The 17118-nt window shown below is 67.7% G+C and carries 14 protein-coding genes; 7 read left to right on the forward strand and 7 right to left on the reverse strand.

All coding sequences use genetic code 11. The annotated features are described in order from the left end of the window. Positions 1 to 128 precede the first annotated feature (128 nt). The 6 genes from nikA to ACV4UX_RS12035 all read right to left on the reverse strand — a co-directional run bounded on the left by nikA (position 129) and on the right by ACV4UX_RS12035 (position 7929). A complete protein-coding gene (nikA, locus tag ACV4UX_RS12010) occupies positions 129 to 1709 on the reverse strand; it encodes a nickel ABC transporter substrate-binding protein (RefSeq protein WP_491593518.1) in 1581 nt (526 codons plus the stop codon). 175 nt (positions 1710 to 1884) lie between these two features. Beyond that, on the reverse strand, positions 1885 to 3846 hold the full coding sequence (locus tag ACV4UX_RS12015) for a monovalent cation:proton antiporter family protein (protein ID WP_491593519.1): 1962 nt from the start codon (positions 3844 to 3846) through the stop codon (positions 1885 to 1887). Between the two features lie 218 nt (positions 3847 to 4064). After that, on the reverse strand, positions 4065 to 5165 hold the full coding sequence (locus tag ACV4UX_RS12020) for a glycosyltransferase family 4 protein (protein ID WP_491593520.1): 1101 nt from the start codon (positions 5163 to 5165) through the stop codon (positions 4065 to 4067). 177 nt (positions 5166 to 5342) lie between these two features. Next, positions 5343 to 5903 carry a hypothetical protein gene (locus ACV4UX_RS12025; protein WP_491593521.1) on the reverse strand — a complete coding sequence of 187 codons (561 nt, stop codon included), beginning with the start codon at positions 5901 to 5903 and terminating at the stop codon, positions 5343 to 5345. A 20-nt stretch (positions 5904 to 5923) separates the two neighbouring features. Continuing rightward, positions 5924 to 6778, reverse strand: a complete 855-nt coding sequence (locus ACV4UX_RS12030) for a glycosyltransferase family 2 protein (protein WP_491593522.1) — start codon at positions 6776 to 6778, stop codon at positions 5924 to 5926. A 2-nt stretch (positions 6779 to 6780) separates the two neighbouring features. Beyond that, positions 6781 to 7929, reverse strand: coding sequence for a glycosyltransferase family 4 protein (locus ACV4UX_RS12035; RefSeq protein WP_491593523.1), 1149 nt, complete (start codon positions 7927 to 7929; stop codon positions 6781 to 6783). Between the two features lie 57 nt (positions 7930 to 7986). Between ACV4UX_RS12035 and ACV4UX_RS12040 the strand changes: the two genes are divergently transcribed. From ACV4UX_RS12040 to ybeY, 5 genes are all read left to right on the forward strand, one after another. Next, the gene (locus ACV4UX_RS12040; RefSeq protein ID WP_491593524.1) at positions 7987 to 8862 is read left to right on the forward strand and encodes an ABC transporter permease; all 876 of its coding nucleotides are present in this window, start codon (positions 7987 to 7989) and stop codon (positions 8860 to 8862) included. After that, positions 8852 to 10249 (forward strand): ABC transporter ATP-binding protein, encoded by a 1398-nt coding sequence (locus ACV4UX_RS12045; protein ID WP_491593525.1) that lies wholly within the window; start codon positions 8852 to 8854, stop codon positions 10247 to 10249. The genes ACV4UX_RS12040 and ACV4UX_RS12045 overlap by 11 nt, the downstream gene beginning before the upstream one ends. Continuing rightward, complete coding sequence (locus tag ACV4UX_RS12050) at positions 10246 to 11892, forward strand: glycosyltransferase family 4 protein (RefSeq protein WP_491593526.1); 1647 nt, start codon at positions 10246 to 10248, stop codon at positions 11890 to 11892. Before ACV4UX_RS12045 ends, ACV4UX_RS12050 begins: the two co-directional genes overlap by 4 nt. Further along, positions 11880 to 12728 (forward strand): glycosyltransferase family 2 protein, encoded by an 849-nt coding sequence (locus tag ACV4UX_RS12055; RefSeq protein ID WP_491593527.1) that lies wholly within the window; start codon positions 11880 to 11882, stop codon positions 12726 to 12728. The genes ACV4UX_RS12050 and ACV4UX_RS12055 overlap by 13 nt, the downstream gene beginning before the upstream one ends. A 541-nt stretch (positions 12729 to 13269) precedes the next feature. Further along, positions 13270 to 13689 (forward strand): rRNA maturation RNase YbeY, encoded by a 420-nt coding sequence (ybeY, locus tag ACV4UX_RS12060; RefSeq protein ID WP_491593528.1) that lies wholly within the window; start codon positions 13270 to 13272, stop codon positions 13687 to 13689. Here the strand turns inward: ybeY and ACV4UX_RS12065 are convergent. Then, the gene (locus ACV4UX_RS12065) at positions 13686 to 14750 is read right to left on the reverse strand and encodes a DUF6765 family protein (protein ID WP_491593529.1); all 1065 of its coding nucleotides are present in this window, start codon (positions 14748 to 14750) and stop codon (positions 13686 to 13688) included. The genes ybeY and ACV4UX_RS12065 overlap by 4 nt on opposite strands. Before the next feature lie 223 nt (positions 14751 to 14973). On the opposite strand from ACV4UX_RS12065, the gene argF reads away from it, so the two are divergent. Continuing rightward, positions 14974 to 15912: an ornithine carbamoyltransferase gene (gene argF / locus ACV4UX_RS12070; RefSeq protein WP_491593530.1), complete on the forward strand. Its 939-nt coding sequence runs from the start codon at positions 14974 to 14976 to the stop codon at positions 15910 to 15912. Next, positions 15913 to 17106 carry an argininosuccinate synthase gene (locus tag ACV4UX_RS12075; RefSeq protein WP_491593531.1) on the forward strand — a complete coding sequence of 398 codons (1194 nt, stop codon included), beginning with the start codon at positions 15913 to 15915 and terminating at the stop codon, positions 17104 to 17106. The last annotated feature ends 12 nt before the right edge of the window (positions 17107 to 17118 follow it).

The raw sequence follows: 17118 nt of genomic DNA on the forward strand, positions 1-17118 counted from the left end.
GCCGTAGCCGGTGAAGCCCGCGAAGCAACTGCCGGGTCCAGGGGGGGCTCCCCCCTGGCGGGTCCAGGGCAGAGCCCTGGCCGCCGGAGGCTCCTCCCCCGACCTGCCTGTCGCGTTGTCCCGGGCCGTCATTTCCAGGCCATGGCCTCGAAGGGGATTTCGCTCTTGGTGGGGCCGAAGCCTTTGTCCGTGAGTTTCTTCCCGTGGACCATGATGTTGGTCATGTAGGTGAGGGGCAGGTAGACGGCCTGCTGGTGCAGGGTGGTCAGGATGTCCGTGTAGAGTGCCTGTCGTTGTGCGATGTCGGTGGTTTCGAAGACCTTGCTGATCTTGGCGTCGATGTCGGCCTTCATGGGCAGTCCGGCCTGGGCCTGGTAGTCGGCGTGGGAGGGGGAGCGCATGGAGCCGACCATGGCGTGGGGCTCGTAGGGGGGGCCCCAGGTGTCGTTGAAGATGAAGCCGAAGTCGCCGTCTTTCTGGCGGTTGCCGAAGGCGTCCTGCTCTTCGCCGACGAGTTTCACGGCGATGCCCACCTTGGCGAGTTCGCCCTGCATGAGTTCGGCGATGGTTTTCTGGAGGGCGTCGTTGCCCACGAAGCAGAAGTCGATCTCCAGGGGCTTGCCGTCTTTCTGGCGCACCTTGGCGTTGGCTGTGAGTTTCCAGCCCGCGTCGTCGAGAAGCTTGGCGGCCTTGGCGCGGTCGAAGGCGAAGGGGGGGAGTTTGAGATCGCAGTAGGGGATGGAGGGCGCGAAGAGGGTGTCTGCGCGCTGTTCCACACCCAGGAAGACGCCCTTGACCAGGGCTTCCTTGTCCACTGCGTGGGACACGGCCTGGCGCACGGCAAGCTCGGCGGTGGGGCCGCGCCCGGAGTTGAGGCAGAGGGAGCGAGTGCCCAGGGGGCCGGAGACGGAGGCGGCGTTTCTGGGGTCCTTGGCGAGGAGCTGGTAGGCGTCCATGCCGATCTGTCCCGAGGCGTGGCCGCCCGAGCCGTAGATCAGGTCGATCTCGCCGGTTTCGTAGGCGGTGAGGCGCGAGTTGGCGTCGGTGATGACGCGCACGATGACCTTTTCGATGGCGGGTTTGGCCCCCCAGTAGTTCTCGTTGCGCGTGAACACGTCGTATTCGCCCAGACGGGACTCGGCCAGGAGCCAGGGTCCGGTTCCGGCTGGCTTCCTGATGCCGTCGGCGGTGTTGCCGGAGTCGGGGAAGGCGGCGGGGGAGAGGAAGCGCAGGGGCCTGATGAGGGCCAGCTCCTGGAGCGCCGGGTAGTAGGCGCTCTTGAGCTTCATGACGAAGGTGTCGGGCGCAGGGGCTTCGAGGACATCGAGCTGGTTGACCAGTTCGAGCCACTTGTGGCGCTTGAGGTTGGCGCGCACGGCCTCGAAGTTCTTCACCACGGCCTGGGCGTCGAAGGGCGTGCCGTCGGAGAAGCGCACGTTCTTGCGCAGGGTGAAAGTGTAGGTCTTGCCGTCGGGGGAGATGGACCATCTCTCGGCCAGCCAGGGTACGATGTCGCCGTTGGTCGCGTACCTTACCAGGGGCTCGTAGAGCATGTTCTGGGCGTACATCTGGTTGGGCGAGTACATGTGCGGGTTGAGCGGCCCGCAGTTGGACTGCCAGGAGAAACGCAGCTCGTTCCCGGCGGCAAGGGCCTGGAGCGGCAACAAGAGACAGCAGAGCATGAGCGCGACGCGCAACCGGAAACCCATGGACTTCCCCCGTGGTGAAGGTGATACGATTCGTGAGCAGGTGGCACGTGGTAGCACTAATTTGAAATTCATGTCAATATCGTGGCACGTATTTTCAAGAACGGTGCAAAGTAGGGGTGAAAAAAGCCCGGGAGACGGCTCCCGGGCTTGTGTGTGCATCAGACGGGCAGGGGCGTCAGGCGGCGGAGAAGAGCCAGGCCTTGTCCACGATCTCCTCCTGGCGGCTGAAGACGTAGGCCTTGTCTCCGGCCTGGAACCGGTAGGAGCCTTCGGGGTTGAGGGTCATGTCGCCGTCGCGGTCCACGGCGACGACGGTAAGGCCGTGTTCGCGGCGCAGGTGCGATTCCTGGAGGGTGCTGCCGTCGAGGCGCGAGCCCTGTTCCACGGTGAGCACGGCCAGGTCCATGCCGGAGAGTTGGGGCGTCATGAGTTTCTGGCCGTCCTGGGGCAGGGCGGGGGTGCGCAGCATGCGGTAGTTGGCCCCGCGCGCCTCCAGGATGAAACGTTCGATGGTCTGGTTGGGCACGAGGTAGTCCACCAGGACGCGGGTGAAGATCTCGATGGAGGTCTCGAACTCCTCGGGCACCACGTCGTTGGCCCCCAGGGCGAGCAGTTCCTCCACCTCGCCCATGAAGCGCGTGCGCACCACGATGCGCAGGGCCGGGGAGAGCTCCCGGGCGGTGGACACCATGCGTCGCGCGGCGGAGGGTTCGGAGATCACCACCACCATCACGCGCGCGTTCTGGATGCCCGCGTGTCGGAGCACCTCGGGGTAGGCGGCGTCGCCGTAGTGGATGGGTTCGCCCTTTTCCTTCTCGCGGCGCACGGTGTCGATGTTCATCTCCAGCACGTAGTAGGCGATGCCCGCGCGCTTGGCGGCGTGGGCGATGCGCTGCCCGCCGGGGCCGAAGCCCACGATGATCAGGTGGTCCTTGAGCGCGGTCTTCTCGTTGGGGGCCTGGGCGTTGGCGGGGGCGGCGCCGCCCATGCGGGCCGCCAGCACGGGCCCCAGCTGGATGAGCCAGGGCGTCACGGCCATGGTGATCACGCTGGAGGCCAGGAAGAGCTGGTAGGTGTCGCCCTCCAGGAGCCCCGCGTCCATGCCCACCTTGGCCAGCACGAAGGAGAACTCGCCCACCTGGGCCAGCACCAGGCCTCCGGCCACGGCGGTGCGCAGGGGGTAGCCCAGGGCCGCCACCGCGCCACCGGCGGCCAGGGCCTTGAGCACGATGACCGCCATGGCCGCGCCCAGCACGAGCCCGGGGTTGTGGACGATGAAGCCAACGTCCACCAGCATGCCCACCGAGACGAAGAACAGGCTGGTGAAGATGTCCTTGAAGGGGAGCACGCCCTCCAGGGCGTTGAGGGCGTATTCGGACTCCGAAAGCATGAGCCCGGCCAGGAACGCGCCCAGCGAAAGCGAGAGCCCCACGCTGGCCGTGAGCAGGGCCACGGACATGCAGAACACGATGGTGGCCATCAGGAACAGCTCGCGGCTGCGCACCTTGGCCACCGAGAGGAAAAAGCGCGGCACCACGAAGCGGGCCAGCACGAGCACCACGCCCACCACGCCCACGCCCTTGAGGGCCATGATGCCCAGCGAACTGGCCAGGTCGCCCCCCTTGCCGCCCAGAAAGGGCGTGAGGAGCATGAGCGGCACGATGGCCAGATCCTGGAAGATGAGGATGGCCAGGCTCATGCGGCCGTGGGGGCTCTCCAGTTCGGAGCGGCGTTGCAGCTCCTTGAGCACGATGGCCGTGGAGGAGAGCGCAGCCAGGAACCCGAAGAAGAGGCCCTGGCTGGATTCGAAGCCGCCCGCCACGGAAAGGGCCTCGAAGAGGGCGATGGTCAGCCCGATCTGCACGAGCCCGCCCAGGAAGACCGGGCGTTTCAGGCGCACCAGCTCCGAGGCCGAAAGCTCCATGCCGATGGAGAACAGCAGGAGCACAACTCCCATCTCGGCGATCATCTCCACCTGGTGCACGTTCTTGACCAGGGCGAACCCGCCCGGGCCGCAGAGCACGCCCGCGACAAGGAAGCCCACCACCGGGGGCAGGCCGATCTTGTGGCAGGCGAACATGACGCCCACGCTCATGGCGAGGATGAGCACGATTTCGTTCAGGAACGACAAATCCATCTGAAAAGAACTCCGTTGTTGTTTGACGTGCCGGTCGGCCTGGGCTCTGCAGGCCTGGCCGCGCGATCAGGTCAGGAAGAACTCACACATTGTCGACGGGCGTGCAAGTCCATGAACGCCGTGCCGGTGTGTCGTGGGCGCATCGCAGTCCGTAGGCGGGCGGGGGGCTCATTCGCGGGAGGTCGGGGACCATGGACCCGGATCAGTCGGGCGGGGTTTCAGCTCCGCACGGCCTCCTCGAAGACCTCCAGGGTGCGCCGGGCCGTCTCGCGCCAGGAGAAGCGCGCGGCGTTGGCGCGGCCGGCCTCGCTCAGGCGGGCGCGCAGGGCCGGGTCGGCGGCCACGTCCGCCAGGGCCTGGGCCAGGGCGCGGCGGTCGGCCGGGTCTGCCATGAGGGCGCTTCGGCCCGCCACCTCGGGCAGGCTGGCCGCCGTGGAGCAGACCACCGGGGTCCCCACGGCCTGGGCCTCCAGCACGGGCAGGCCGAAGCCCTCGTAGAGCGAAGGGAACACGAAGGCCAGGGCGGCGGCGTAGAGCGCGGGCATGTCCGCGCGCTCCACATGGCCCAGGCGGCGCACCCGGCCCTCCAGGCCCAGGGCGGAGACCCACTGCTCGAAATCCTGGCTCCAGCCCGAGCCGCCCGTGACCACCAGATCGGCGTCCGCGCGGTCCTTCACGTCCGCGAAGGCCTCCAGAAGCCCCTTGAGGTTTTTGCGCGGCGAGATGTTGCCCGTGTAAAGGAAGAAGGGACGCGTCAGGCCCAGGCGGGACTTGAGTTCCGCCACGGCCTCGGGGGGGACGGGGCGGTGGTAGAGGGGGTCGGCGGCCAGGTGGGTGACGGTCACCTTGTGGCCGGGCACGCCCAGGATGTCCTCCAGTTCGCGCCTGGTGTGCCCGGAGATGGCCAGCAGGCGTTCGGCGCGCCGGGCGGTGCGGGCCATGGCCACGCGCATGTAGAGCGTGTCGGGCAGGCGGTACATGCGGTATTCGCCGTGGAAGTAGCCCAGGTCCATCATGGCGGCCACGGCCTTGCAGGGCACGCCGGGGGGCATGTTGGAGGAGGGGAAGAAGGCCAGGTCGATGCCGTGTCGCTTGAGCGCGGGGGGCAGCCGGAACCAGTCGAAGACGAGGCGGTTGGAGCAGCCCAGCGAGACCTCCTCGGCCCCGGGGAAACGGCCCAGGAAGCGGGCGTCGGAGTGGAAGAGCACGTAGGTGTTGCGCCGGTCCAGCTCCAGGAGGGCGTCCAGGAGGCTCACGAGGTATTCCCGCACGCCCCCGGAGGGGTACTCGAGGCTTCGGCAACTGACGGCGATGCGCATGGCGGAGGGTATAGCCGCCCGGAGGCCCCAGGGGAAGGGGGGGGGAGCCTTCCGGGACGCGCGCGGCGGCTCCCGTCGGTGGAGCGCAGGCCCGCGCGCGCCGGGAACGATCAGTCCGCGAGGCCTCGCAAGACGGCATCTTCCGCCGCCGCGCAAGCATCGGCGCGTTCCGCAGGATCAGTCCGCGAGGCCGCACACGGCGGTGACGGTCTTGGCCGGAACCAGGGCGAACCCGGCCGTGAGGCGAAGCCCCGGCAGGGCCTGGCCCGCCAGGCGAAGGAAAGGGGCCTGGGCCTCCAGGGGGAAGTCTCCGTAGCCGGGGCTGTAGCGCCGCGTGGCCCGGCCGCCGCGCGCGGTCTGCTCTCCGCGCACGCCCGCGTGCAGTTCCTTCATGGCCCGCTCCACGAGGAAGCTGCCCATCCGGTCCAGCATGTAGCCCGCGAAGGGCCTGCCAGAGGCGAAGTATTCCCCCGCGCGTCGCTCCACGCCCTCGCCCAGGGTGGCGGCCAGGAGAACCACCCCCGCGCAACCCTCCAGGGTGCGGGAGAGGTCGCGGCTTTGGGCAGCATGGGGCGCGAACTCCCGGAGGAAGTCCCCGATGGGCAGGTCCATGCGCCATGTGGCGGGGCGGGCCAGGGCCAGGGCCTCCTCCCAGAGAGGAAGGGCCTCGGCGGCGGCCGGGGTGTCGGGCTCCAGTCGCAGGTGGCGCAGGAGTTTATCGGGGCGGGCGTCTCGCATCGTGCGGGTCGGCGCGGGGTCTAGAACGACAACCCGTAGCGCTTCCGGGCGAAGGCGCGGCAGGGCTCCCAGCGGCAGTTGGCCAGGCAGGGGAGCTTCCGCCCCGAGGCCAGGGCCGCAAGTTCGGCTGCGGCCGAGCCCAGGCGCAGTTCCATGGTCACGGCCTTCACGGCCAGCCAGTGGAGAGCCCCCGTGCCGTAGCGGGACTGGCACAGGGCCACCTCGCGGCGGTACACGTCGCCCCAGGTGGCGGTCTTGGAGGCGGGCTGGAGCCGGAAGGCGGCCACGAAGCGCGGCACGCGCGCCATCAGGCGTCCCTGGCTCATGCGCTGGAAGAGGTCGAAGTCCATGCAGTAGCGGAAGGCGGGGTCTATGCCGCCCACGGCGCGGTAGGCCTCGGCGCGCCAGAACGTGGACTGCTGCGGCACGCACATGGTGTAGCGCATCTTGCGGGCCGAGGGGCCGGGCGTCATGTCCAGCATGGCGGGCCGCTCGTCCTCGGTGACGAGCACGGTGTCCCCGCTGACCATGGCCGCCTCGGGGCGTGCGGCGAAGGCTTCGGCCACATGGAGCAGGGCGTGCTCGTCCCAGAGGTAGTCGTCGGAGTTGAGCCAGCCCCAGACCTGGCCCGTGGCCCGCGAGAATCCCTCGACGAGCGAGGCCGTCTGCCCGTCGTCCGGGGCGCTGCGCCAGAAGGCCAGGTGGCCGCCGTGGCGGGCGATCACGTCCAGGGTGTCGTCGGTGGAGCCTCCGTCCAGGAGGATGTGCTCCACGGTCACTCCCCGCTGGGCGGCCACGCTCTCCAGGTTGCGCCGCAGGTAGCGCCCCTGGTTGAAGGAGGGGGTGACGATGGTGAACGTGGGCAGGGCGGCCACGGCTACGCTCCGGCGGTCTCGCGCAGCACGCGCCAGAGGGTTTCCCCGGCGCGGTCCCAGCGGTAGCGGGAGGACTGGACGAAGCCCTTGGCCACCATGCGCTTGCGCAGGTCCGGGTCGTCGAGCACCTGGGCGAGTCTGGCGGCCAGGTCTTCCGGGGAGGCGGGGTCGAAGGCCAGCCCGGCGTCGCCCGCCACCTCGGGCAGGCTCGCGGCGTCGGCGTAGACCACGGGCGCGCCGCTGGCCTGGGCCTCCACCACGGGGAAGCCGAAGCCCTCGTAGAGCGAGGGGAAAACGTAGGCCAGGGCCAGGCGGTAGGCCTGGCAGAGGTCGGCCTCGGAGAGGTAGCCCAGGCAGCGCACGCGCTCCTTGGGGAAGCCCTCGGGCAGGGTGGCCAGCAGGGCCTCCCGGTCGCCGAATCCGGCCACGGCCAGCATGGGGATCTCGCGTCCGGAGCGGCGCAGGATGTCCATGGCGAGGGGCACCACGGAGAGGTTCTTGTGGGGCTGGAGGTTGCCCGCCGTGAGCAGGAACGGTTCTGCGAGGCCGTGGCGCTCGCGGAAATCACTGGCCAGGTGGGCCTCGTCCTCGCCGGGGGGGCGGAAGTGCACCATGTCCACGCCGTGGGTGGGCAGGATTTCCAGTTTCTGGGCCACCTTGCCGAACACCCGCAGCATCTCCCTGCGCGAGGCCTGGCTGCATGTGAGGGCGCGGTCCGCGCGCTTGAGCCCGGCCTTGTGGCGCAGGCGGAACACCGTGCGGATGTGCCACGCCAGGGTCTCGGGGTGGGCCTCCCAGAGCACGTCGTGGTACATGCCCACGGCCTTGCCGGGCAGGAAGGGCGGAAAGAGCCCGTCGGGCGAGAAAAACACGTCCAGGCGCGTAAAAAGACGCTGGGCCAGCATGCCGGTCTGCTGCCAGGCGTAGAGCGAGGGGGTGTTCACGGTGCGCGCCCGCGCCAGGCCTCGTTCCACCAGGTCCAGGGCCACGGGGTTCACCAGGGGCTTGCCTGCGAAGAGCGTGAAGCGGGCCTTGTCCCCGGCGGACTCCACCACGTGGGGCAGGATGCTCTCCAGGTAGCGGCCGATGCCGGTGCGGTAGGGGTAGCTTAAGGGGCTTGCGTCGATGCCGACGCGCAGGACCTTGGGCATGCCGGGGTCTCCGGCGCGTTGACATGCGCCAAATTTCTGGAATAGGCAAGCCTGTTCATGCGAAAGATCATCCTGGCCCAGCCGCCCCTGGGGCTCGCCTCCACTCTGCGACAGACCGCGCGTCTGGCCTCCCCCCTGGGGGTGGCCCGCCATTTTGCGCGCCATGGCGAAATCCTGCGCGAATTCACCCGCCTGGAGTTCTCCGGGCGCTACCAGGGCACCGTCCTCGGCATGCTCTGGAGCCTGGTGACGCCGCTGACCAGCCTGGCCGTGTACACCTTCGTCTTCTCGGTGGTGCTCAAGGCCACCTGGAGCGGGGCCGGACAGGGCGGGGTGATGGAGTTCGCCCTGGCGCTCCTGACCGGTCTGGCCTGCTTCGAGGTGGTGGCCGGGGCCGCCGCGCGCGGGGCCACGGTGATGAGCGAGAACGTGAACTTCGTCAAAAAGGTGGTCTTCCCCCTGGAGGTGCTGCCCGTCAGCGTGGTGCTGGCCCTGTGCCTGCAATCGCTGGTGGCTCTTGGGCTCGTGTGCCTGGCCCGGGCCTTCACCGGGGAGGGGCTGCCCCCCACGGCGCTGCTGGCCCCGCTGGGCTACGTGCCGCTGGCGCTCTTCGCCTCGGGCCTGGGGCTGTGGCTCGCGCCCGTGGGCGTGGCCGCCAAGGACGCCGGACACGCGGTGGGGGCCTTCATGCAACTCTATTTCTTCCTGACGCCCATCGTCTATCCGCTCACGGCCGTGCCCGAGCGCTACCGCTTCCTCCTGTCGCTCAACCCGCTGCATCCGATCATCGAGCACTTCCGGCGCACGCTTCTCTGGGGCCAGGCCCCGGATTGGACCGCGCTCGGCCTGTGCACGCTCTTCGCCCTGGCCTTCCTGCTGGCCGGGTTCGCGTGGTTCATGCAGCTCAAGAAGGTGTTCGCCGATGTCCTCTAGCCCCCTCGTGAGCGTGGAGGGCGTGGGCAAGGTCTACCACCTCTACCAAAGCCCGCGCGACCGGCTGCGCCAGCTCCTGGCCGCAGGCGGACGGCGCTACTACAAGGAGCATTGGGCGCTCCGGGACGTAAGCTTCGACATCGCCCCCGGCGAGGCCTTCGGCATCATCGGGCGCAACGGGGCGGGCAAGTCCACGCTGCTCCAGGTGATGGCCGGCGTGCTCCAGCCCACCCTGGGCCGCGTGGAGACCCCCGGGCGCGTGGCGGCGCTCCTGGAACTGGGCAGCGGCTTCAAGCCGGACTTCACCGGCCGCCAGAACGTGTTCGTCAACGCCGCCGTCCTGGGCGTGCCCCGGCGCGTGGCCCAGGAGCGCCTGGACGACATCCTGGCCTTCGCCGACATCGGCGCGCACATCGACCAGCCCGTGCGCACCTACTCCTCGGGCATGTTCCTGCGCCTGGCCTTCGCCGTGACCATCTGCCTGGAGCCCGAACTGCTCATCGTGGACGAGGCCCTGGCCGTGGGCGACGTCTTCTTCCGCCAGCGCTGCTACGCCCGCCTGCGCCAGCTCATGGACAAGGGCGTGGCCGTGGTGCTGGTTTCCCACGCCATGAACGACGTGGCCCAGTTCTGCTCCCGCGCCCTCTACCTGGAGCGCGGCGGCGTCAAGTTCCTTGGCCCCGCCATGGACGCCGTGAAGCTCTACATGCTGGGGCCGGGCTCCGCCTGCCCAGCGCCTTCCGGGCTGGACGCGGAACTGCCCGCCCCCGAACCCTTCGGAGAGGACGCCCCCTGGCCCGCCCCCGAGGCCTTCCTGGACCTCTCCGCCGCCGGCCGCGCCGAATCCGGCTTCGCCGTCTGCGAGGCCGTGGCCCTCACCGACTGCTCCGGTCGGCCCTGCCGCGCCTTCGAGCAGGGGGCCACCGCCCGCTTCTGCGTGGAATACCACGTCCGCGAGCCCCTGGAAGTGCCCGTGGCAGGGGTGGAGATCGTCAGCGAGCAGGGTGTCATCGTCTTCGGCAAGAACACCCTCCAGTACGACTGCCGCGTGCCCGAGAGCGTTCCGGTCGGGAGCCGTCTGCGCTTCGTCTACGAGGTGAAGCTGGACCTGGGCATCGGCGAGTACGCCTTCGGCGTGGGCCTCACCGCCATGAGCCGCGAGGACTTCGCCCGCCGCGCCGAGATGACCCACCCGGAGCTGGATTCGCGCAACGCCGTGCTCTCCGCGCTCTCGAACGCGGGCAGCTTCTCGGTGGTCTTCCGCACTGCGGACACCGCGCCCGTGCAGCTCACCCATCACGGCGCGGCCAATCTTCCCGGAAACGCCAGCGCGGCCTTCCTGCCGCCCCGGGACCAGGACCCCAACCCCCACTGCGAGAGCGCATGAACGAAGACTTCAAGGCCGTCATCCGGGACCTCTCCACGGGCTTCCGGGCCGAGGCCCCCCTCCCGGCGTTTTTCGAACGCCTGCTCCTGAACGTCCCCAAGCTCTGGCGCTGGTGGGACATGGGCTTGAAGGGCCTGGGCCGCACGTTCCCGGCCCTGTGCGCCGGGCGCAGGCCGGGCGAATCCCCCCTGATCGCCGTGGACCTCTGGCCGCTCCTGCCCGGCGGGGCCAACGGCGGGGCCAAGGTCTTCACCCTGGTGCTCCTGGAGACCATGGCCGCCATGGCCCCGGAGCGCACCTTCGTCCTCGTGGCCAACCCCGCCGCCCTGGACGAGCTGCGCGCCCTGGAGGCCCCCAACCTCAAGGTGCTCCCGGCCCGCAAACAGTGGCTGGCCAAGCCCCCCAAAAAGCTCCTGGGACAAACCATCGACGCCTGGTTCTGCCCCTTCACGCGGCCCTATTTCCAGGATCAGGCCATCCCCCTGGTCAGCGTGATCTACGATCTCCAGTACCACTACTACCCCCAGTTCTTCTCCGACGAGGAGCGCCGGGGACGCGACCAGACCTTCCAGCTGGCCGCGCGCCGCTCGGCACGCCTGGCCTGCATCTCGGACTACGTGCGCTCCACGGTGCTGGAGTACGGCAAGCTGCCGCCCGAGAAGGCGCGCACCGTGCACATCCTCATCCCGCGCCGCCTCGCCCCGCCCTCCGAGGCCGAGACCCGCGCCGTGCTGGACCGCCTGGGGCTCTCCCCCAAGGGCTACTTCATCTATCCGGCCAACTTCTGGCCCCACAAGAACCACGCCGTGCTCCTCACGGCCTTCTCGCTCTTCGCCCGCGCCCACCCGGACGCGCCCGTGAAGCTCGTGCTCACCGGGGCCGACACCGGGGAGGCCCAGGCCCTCAAGGAGGCCGCCCGGGCCATGGGCATCGGGGAGCGCACGCTCTTCTCCGGCTACGTCACCGACGACGAACTGGCCGCCCTCACGGCCGCGTCCCTGGCCCTGGTCTTCCCCTCGCTCTTCGAGGGCTACGGCATGCCCGTGGCCGAGGCCATGTCGCTGGGCGTGCCCGTGGCCTGCTCCGACGTGACGAGCCTGCCCGAGGTGGGCGGCGACGCCGTGCTGCTCTTCGACCCGCGCAAGCCCGAGGACGTGGCCCAGGCGCTGGCCCGCCTGGCCCTGGAGCCGGACCTGGCAGCCGGGCTCTCGGCCAAGGGCCTTGCCCGCGCCGCCGCCATGGGCGGCCCCCAGGACATGGCCCAGGCCTACCTGGATCTCCTGGACGAGGCCCTGCGCGGCCTTGGCGTCCAGAGCCACGCCCTGGACGGCGTCACGGAGGGGCGCGTCACAGGCCCGGTCTTCGCCGCCTTCGGCCCGGCCTCCGGCAGGCAGTGGATCGAGGCCCGTTTCGTCAACCACGGCTCCGAGTCCGTGGCCGTGCGCGCCAGCCTGGACGGCAAGCCCCTGTCCGTCCCCGCATCCCTCGCGCCCGGCGCGAGCCTGGACGTCCGCCGCCTCGCCAGCCCCTACGGCGGCTGCCTGGACATCGTCTTCGAGAACCCCCGCGACGTGTGCTGCCTGCGCCTGGCCCTGGCCGGGTCCCACCCCCTCGACCTCCTGGAGACCCCATGCCGACCCTGAGCGTCGTCACCCCCAGCTTCAACCAGGGCCGCTTCATCGGCCGCACCATCGAATCCGTGCTCTCCCAGGGAGTGGACCTGGACTACGTGATCATGGACGGCGGCTCCTGCGACGAGACCGCCGACGTGGCGAAGGCCTACGAAGGCCGCCTCCTCTTCGTCTCCGAGCGCGACAAGGGCCAGACCGACGCCCTCAACAAGGGCATCGCCGTCACCTCCGGCGAGATCATCGGCTGGCTCAACTCCGACGACGTGTACTACCCCGGCGCGCTGCGCGCCGTGCTGGACCACTTCGCCGCGCACCCCGACTGCGACGTGCTCTACGGCCAGGCCGACCACATCGACGAGCACGACGCCTTCATCGAGGAATACCCCGTCGAACCCTTCGACCTCACGGCCCTGGAGGAGCGCTGCATCATCTGCCAGCCCGCGCTCTTCTTCCGACGCCGCGTCGTGGGCCGCTTCGGGCTCCCCGACGTGAACCTGCGCTACTGCATGGACTACGAATTCTGGCTGCGCCTGGGCCTGGCCGGGGCGAGCTTCCACCACCTGCCCGTGAAGCTCGCAGGCTCACGCTTCTACCCCGACACCAAGACCCTGGGACAGCGCCTCCCCGTGCACACCGAGATTAACCACATGCTCGCCGACGCCCTGGGCCGGGTCCCAGACCGCTGGCTCTGCAACTGGGCGCACACCCTCCTGCGCGACACCCTGGGCTTCGACCCCGCCAAACGCTACACCACCGCCCTTATCGCCCTGGCGTCGCTGGGAGCAAGCCTGCGCTGGAACCGGCGGGTGTCGGCCAGCCTGTGGCGCACGGTGAAATCGTGGCTGTGAGCGGAAGAAGAGGGGAGAAGAAGCCTCCGGCGGGCAAAGAGGGCTCCGCCCTCTCTGGACTCTCCCGTATATGGCCCCGCCAGGTGGAGAGCCTCCCCCTGGACCCGGCGATTGCTTCGCGTCGGCGGATGGCGCTGCGGGGCAGGACGGCGAGGCGGTCGGAGAATATGCCTCCGGCGGCCAAAGGGCTGCGCCCTCTGGACTCCCTCACCGCTTCGCGGGCTTCACCGGGAAGGACCGTGTTGCCTTTGCCGGGCCTCTGCGCAGGGAGAGCCTGCGGATCGTCTTCAAATCGGTCCGGCTGGTCTCCCCGCGAACAGCACCGGGATCGGCTGGCAAGACCCTTGCGGCTGCGCCGCCTTTCGCGCGGGAATTCGCGCAAAGCCGCGAATCCCCGCGCGGGGGGCCGTGGCGCTTCGCGCCAGGAGATTGTGAGCAAGAATCCTCTCTGGTGGGGTCCGGGGCGAAGCCCCGGCAGCAACCGTTTCCGGCGGGTCTGCCTTGCCGCGCATCGCATATCGCTGTGCAAAGGAGACGATTCATGCGTACCACGATCTGGGTGGAGCAGGGCGCGATCCTTGATCCCACCCTGCCGCTCTCCCGGTCTGAGTTGACGCCGCTCATGGAGCGCCTGATGGAGGCGCTGGGTCTTTCCGGAACTTCGGTGGAGCTGCGCTGCGTGGACGACGCGGAGATGGCGCGGCTGAACGGGGAGTTCCTGGGGCTGCCTGGGCCGACGAACATCCTGTCGTTTCCCGCAGAGAACCCGGAGCGTCCCGACTACCTGGGCGAGCTGGCCCTGGGGGTGGACACCCTCTCGCGGGAGGCTGCGCTCTACGGGCAGGACCCGCGCGAACACCTGACGCGGCTCCTGGCGCACGGCCTGCTGCACCTGGCCGGGCACGAGCACGGCCAGGTGATGGAGGAGTTGACGGACCTGGGGGTGGCGGCCTTGCGCTAAGCGGCGCAGATGCCGTAGGCTGGCAGCAAGACGTTCAGTAGGTAGAATCGGTAATATTGCAGCGCATCATGGAAGCGTTTCCAGTCGCTGACGAGGAATTCTGCCGTGTATACTGGGGGATGCTGCCCGACAATGTCGCCATCCTTTGTTTCGATGTAGCCGAGAGCCTTATACTTCCAAGACTTTCCGGCATCTGTTGAGTATTCAAGTTCTTGAAATTCAACGTGTGGTACTTTGTTTTCTTTTAGGAGTGATAGCCATGTCGCATGTCTTTCTTCTGCCACGTCGCTGTCGATAGTCATGAATTGCTTTGCAAGGTAATCTCTTACGGTGTCGAACGGCACGATGGGGGTGGCTGGATTGGTGTTGAATGTGCATAGGAATCCATGCATATTCTTTGATGCATCGATAAATATTTCGCAGTTGTCGCGTTCTATGATGTCCCCCTTGTAGTTCAAGTACTTCCAGTGAAGGAATGGAGCGTCTGGGTAATGGATTGCTTCACCGTGTCCGATGTGCGGGGCCATGGTTGATTTGATTTTGTTGTATAGTTCTTTATAGTCTGGAATATTGACGTCATCTATGTTTTTAGCGCAGTTGATCTTGTCGGAGATTCCAGCGAACCCTTGGTGAGCCCATGTGTCGGCATAGGCGTGGAGGCAGATTCCCAGGAGATGAAGCCCGCCATACGGCTTGTCCTTTACACGCAGGCATTCCGCAAGAACATCCCTTGCGATAGGGCTGTCAGGCCTGCAGATTAGTTGTTCATTGAATGGAAGGTTGTGTGTATCTTTACGCGAGTATCCTCCGTTCCCTGGCAGGAAATGGAAGGGAACCCATGTTTTGGCGTCTGCTTCATTGCTTAGGTTGCGCGCATCAAGAACTTTATGCGCTGATGCAGTCCTGTAGTACATCTGGCCACCAGCGAAATTGACATGGCCCACTACTGTCGCGTCGTCAACATACTGGGCTGCATAGGCAATGATGTCGGCATCCTGATGACTGAACCCGGCCCAGCGAGACAGGATGTAGGTGACGGCATGGTGGAAGTCGATCTGCATGACGCTGTCCTCCTTTGATTTGTCCGTATGTAAGATTTTTGTTGGGAAAATTGAATCGACAAAATGGTTCGTGTGGGTATTTAGGTATAATGTATTCGAATTGTGTTGATTCTGCCGTGCGGGCGTCCAGTCCAGGCTTGCTGGGACATCGCCTCCCTCTTTACATTGCCCGTCCCTGGAGCTAATCGGTCGCTTTTGGTCAAGCGAATCCGTGGAGGCCTCCATGCCCAGAAAGTTCCTCGAAATCCACGACATGACCCGCGCCGAGGCGCACGCCGCAGTGTCCCGGGCCATCTGGATGAAACAGGCCAAGTACCGTTCCGATCTGCTGGAAGGGCGCACCGTGGCGCTCATCTTCGAGAAGGCGTCCACGCGCACCCGCGTCTCGTTCGAGATGGCGGTGCGCCAGCTGGGCGGCTCCACCATCTACATGACGCAGCACGATTCCCAGCTGGGCCGCTCCGAGCCCGTGGAGGACACCATCCGCGTGCTCTCGCGCTACGTGGACGGGCTGGTGATGCGCACGTTCGAGCACTCCAAGCTCACGCGCATGTGGGCCAAGTCCTCCATACCCATCGTCAACGCGCTCTCGGACGACTTCCACCCCTGCCAGGTGCTGGGAGACGTGATGACCATGACCGAGCGCGGCGCCGATCTTGAGAAGACCAAGGTGGCCTGGGTGGGCGACGGCAACAACATGGCCAACTCCTGGATCAACGCGGCGGCCGTGTTCGGCTTCGAGCTGGCCCTGGCCTGCCCCGAAGGCTACGACCCCATGAAGGACGTGCTGGACGCGGCCCTGGCCCAGGGCGCGCGGGTCACGCTCGTGCGCGACGCGGCCGAGGCCGTGCAGGGCGCGCACTTCGTCAATACCGACGTGTGGGCCTCCATGGGCCAGGAGTCCGAGGCGGCCGCGCGCATGAAGGTCTTCGAGTCCTACCGCGTGGACGCGGCGGCCATGGCGCTGGCCGCTCCCGGCGCGAAGTTCATGCACTGCCTGCCCGCGCACCAGGGCGAGGAAGTCACGGCGGAGGTCTTCGAGTCCCCGGCGTCCATCGTCTGGGACCAGGCCGAGAACCGTCTGCACATCCAGAAGGCCATCCTGGAGTGGGTCTATTCCGGGCAGGAATCCAACGTTCCCTACACTCTCGCGGAGATCTAAATGAGCAGCATCAAGAAGGTGGTCCTGGCCTATTCCGGCGGCCTGGACACGTCGGTCATCCTCAAGTGGATCAAGAAGACCTACCAGTGCGAGGTCATCACCATGACCGCCGACCTGGGCCAGGAAGAAGAGCTGGACGGCCTGGAGGAAAAGGCCCTGCGCACCGGGGCCACCAAGGCCTACATCGACGACCTGCGCGAGGAGTTCGCCAGGGATTTCGTGTTCCCCATCCTGCGCGCGGGCGCCGTCTACGAGGGCCGCTACCTGCTGGGCACCTCCATCGCGCGGCCGCTCATCGCCAAGCGCATGGTGGAGATCGCCCTGGCCGAGGGCGCGCAGGCCGTGTCCCACGGGGCCACCGGCAAGGGCAACGACCAGGTGCGCTTCGAGCTGACCGCCATGGCCCTGGCCCCCCAGCTCAAGACCATCGCCCCCTGGCGCGAGTGGGACTTCAAGGGCCGCGCCGACCTCATGGCCTTTGCCCAGGAGAACGGCATCCCCGTGCCCGTCACCAAGGAGAAGCCCTACAGCTGCGACCGCAACCTCATGCACCTCTCCTTCGAGGGCGGCGAGCTGGAAGACCCCTGGAACGAGCCCGGTCCCCACAGCTACCTGCTCTGCGCCCGGCCCGAGGACGCCCCCAACGAGCCCGAGTACATCGAGCTGGAGTTCGACAAGGGCAACCCCGTGGCCCTCAACGGCATCAACAGGACCCCGGCCTCCCTCATCCGCGAGCTCAACCGGATCGGCGGCAAGCACGGCGTGGGACGCCTGGACATGGTGGAGAACCGCTTCGTGGGCATGAAGTCCCACGGCGTCTACGAGACCCCGGGCTGCACCATCATCCACACCGCCCACCGCGACCTGGAAGGCATCACCATGGACCGCGAGGTGATGCACATCCGCGACTCGCTCATCCCGCGCTACGCCGAGATGGTCTACTACGGCTTCTGGTACGCCCCCGAGCGCGAGGCCGTGCAGGCCCTCATCGACAAGAGCCAGGAACGCGTGTCCGGCGTGGTGCGCCTGAAGCTCTACAAGGGCCAGGCCACCCCCGTGGGCCGCAAGTCTCCCAACAGCCTCTACAACATGGAGCTGGTGACCTTCGAGGAGGATTCGGTCTACGACCAGTCCGACGCCACGGGCTTCATCAGGCTGCAGGGGCTGAGGCTGAGGGGCTACAAGAAGATGTAATTGGCGGGGGGG

It is taken from the genome of Fundidesulfovibrio sp. (assembly GCF_058402725.1).

Excerpts from the sequence above, each read along its gene's own strand:
- ACV4UX_RS12050 (WP_491593526.1), top strand. The coding sequence starts at position 10,246 with ATGAACGAAGACTTCAAGGCCGTCATCCGGGACCTCTCCACGGGCTTC.
- ACV4UX_RS12075 (WP_491593531.1), top strand. The coding sequence starts at position 15,913 with ATGAGCAGCATCAAGAAGGTGGTCCTGGCCTATTCCGGCGGCCTGGAC.
- ACV4UX_RS12065 (WP_491593529.1), bottom strand. The coding sequence starts at position 14,750 with ATGCAGATCGACTTCCACCATGCCGTCACCTACATCCTGTCTCGCTGG.
- ACV4UX_RS12040 (WP_491593524.1), top strand. The coding sequence starts at position 7,987 with ATGCGAAAGATCATCCTGGCCCAGCCGCCCCTGGGGCTCGCCTCCACT.
- ACV4UX_RS12035 (WP_491593523.1), bottom strand. The coding sequence starts at position 7,929 with ATGCCCAAGGTCCTGCGCGTCGGCATCGACGCAAGCCCCTTAAGCTAC.
- ybeY (WP_491593528.1), top strand. The coding sequence starts at position 13,270 with ATGCGTACCACGATCTGGGTGGAGCAGGGCGCGATCCTTGATCCCACC.
- argF (WP_491593530.1), top strand. The coding sequence starts at position 14,974 with ATGCCCAGAAAGTTCCTCGAAATCCACGACATGACCCGCGCCGAGGCG.
- ACV4UX_RS12015 (WP_491593519.1), bottom strand. The coding sequence starts at position 3,846 with ATGGATTTGTCGTTCCTGAACGAAATCGTGCTCATCCTCGCCATGAGC.
- ACV4UX_RS12055 (WP_491593527.1), top strand. The coding sequence starts at position 11,880 with ATGCCGACCCTGAGCGTCGTCACCCCCAGCTTCAACCAGGGCCGCTTC.
- ACV4UX_RS12045 (WP_491593525.1), top strand. The coding sequence starts at position 8,852 with ATGTCCTCTAGCCCCCTCGTGAGCGTGGAGGGCGTGGGCAAGGTCTAC.
- ACV4UX_RS12025 (WP_491593521.1), bottom strand. The coding sequence starts at position 5,903 with ATGCGAGACGCCCGCCCCGATAAACTCCTGCGCCACCTGCGACTGGAG.
- nikA (WP_491593518.1), bottom strand. The coding sequence starts at position 1,709 with ATGGGTTTCCGGTTGCGCGTCGCGCTCATGCTCTGCTGTCTCTTGTTG.
- ACV4UX_RS12020 (WP_491593520.1), bottom strand. The coding sequence starts at position 5,165 with ATGCGCATCGCCGTCAGTTGCCGAAGCCTCGAGTACCCCTCCGGGGGC.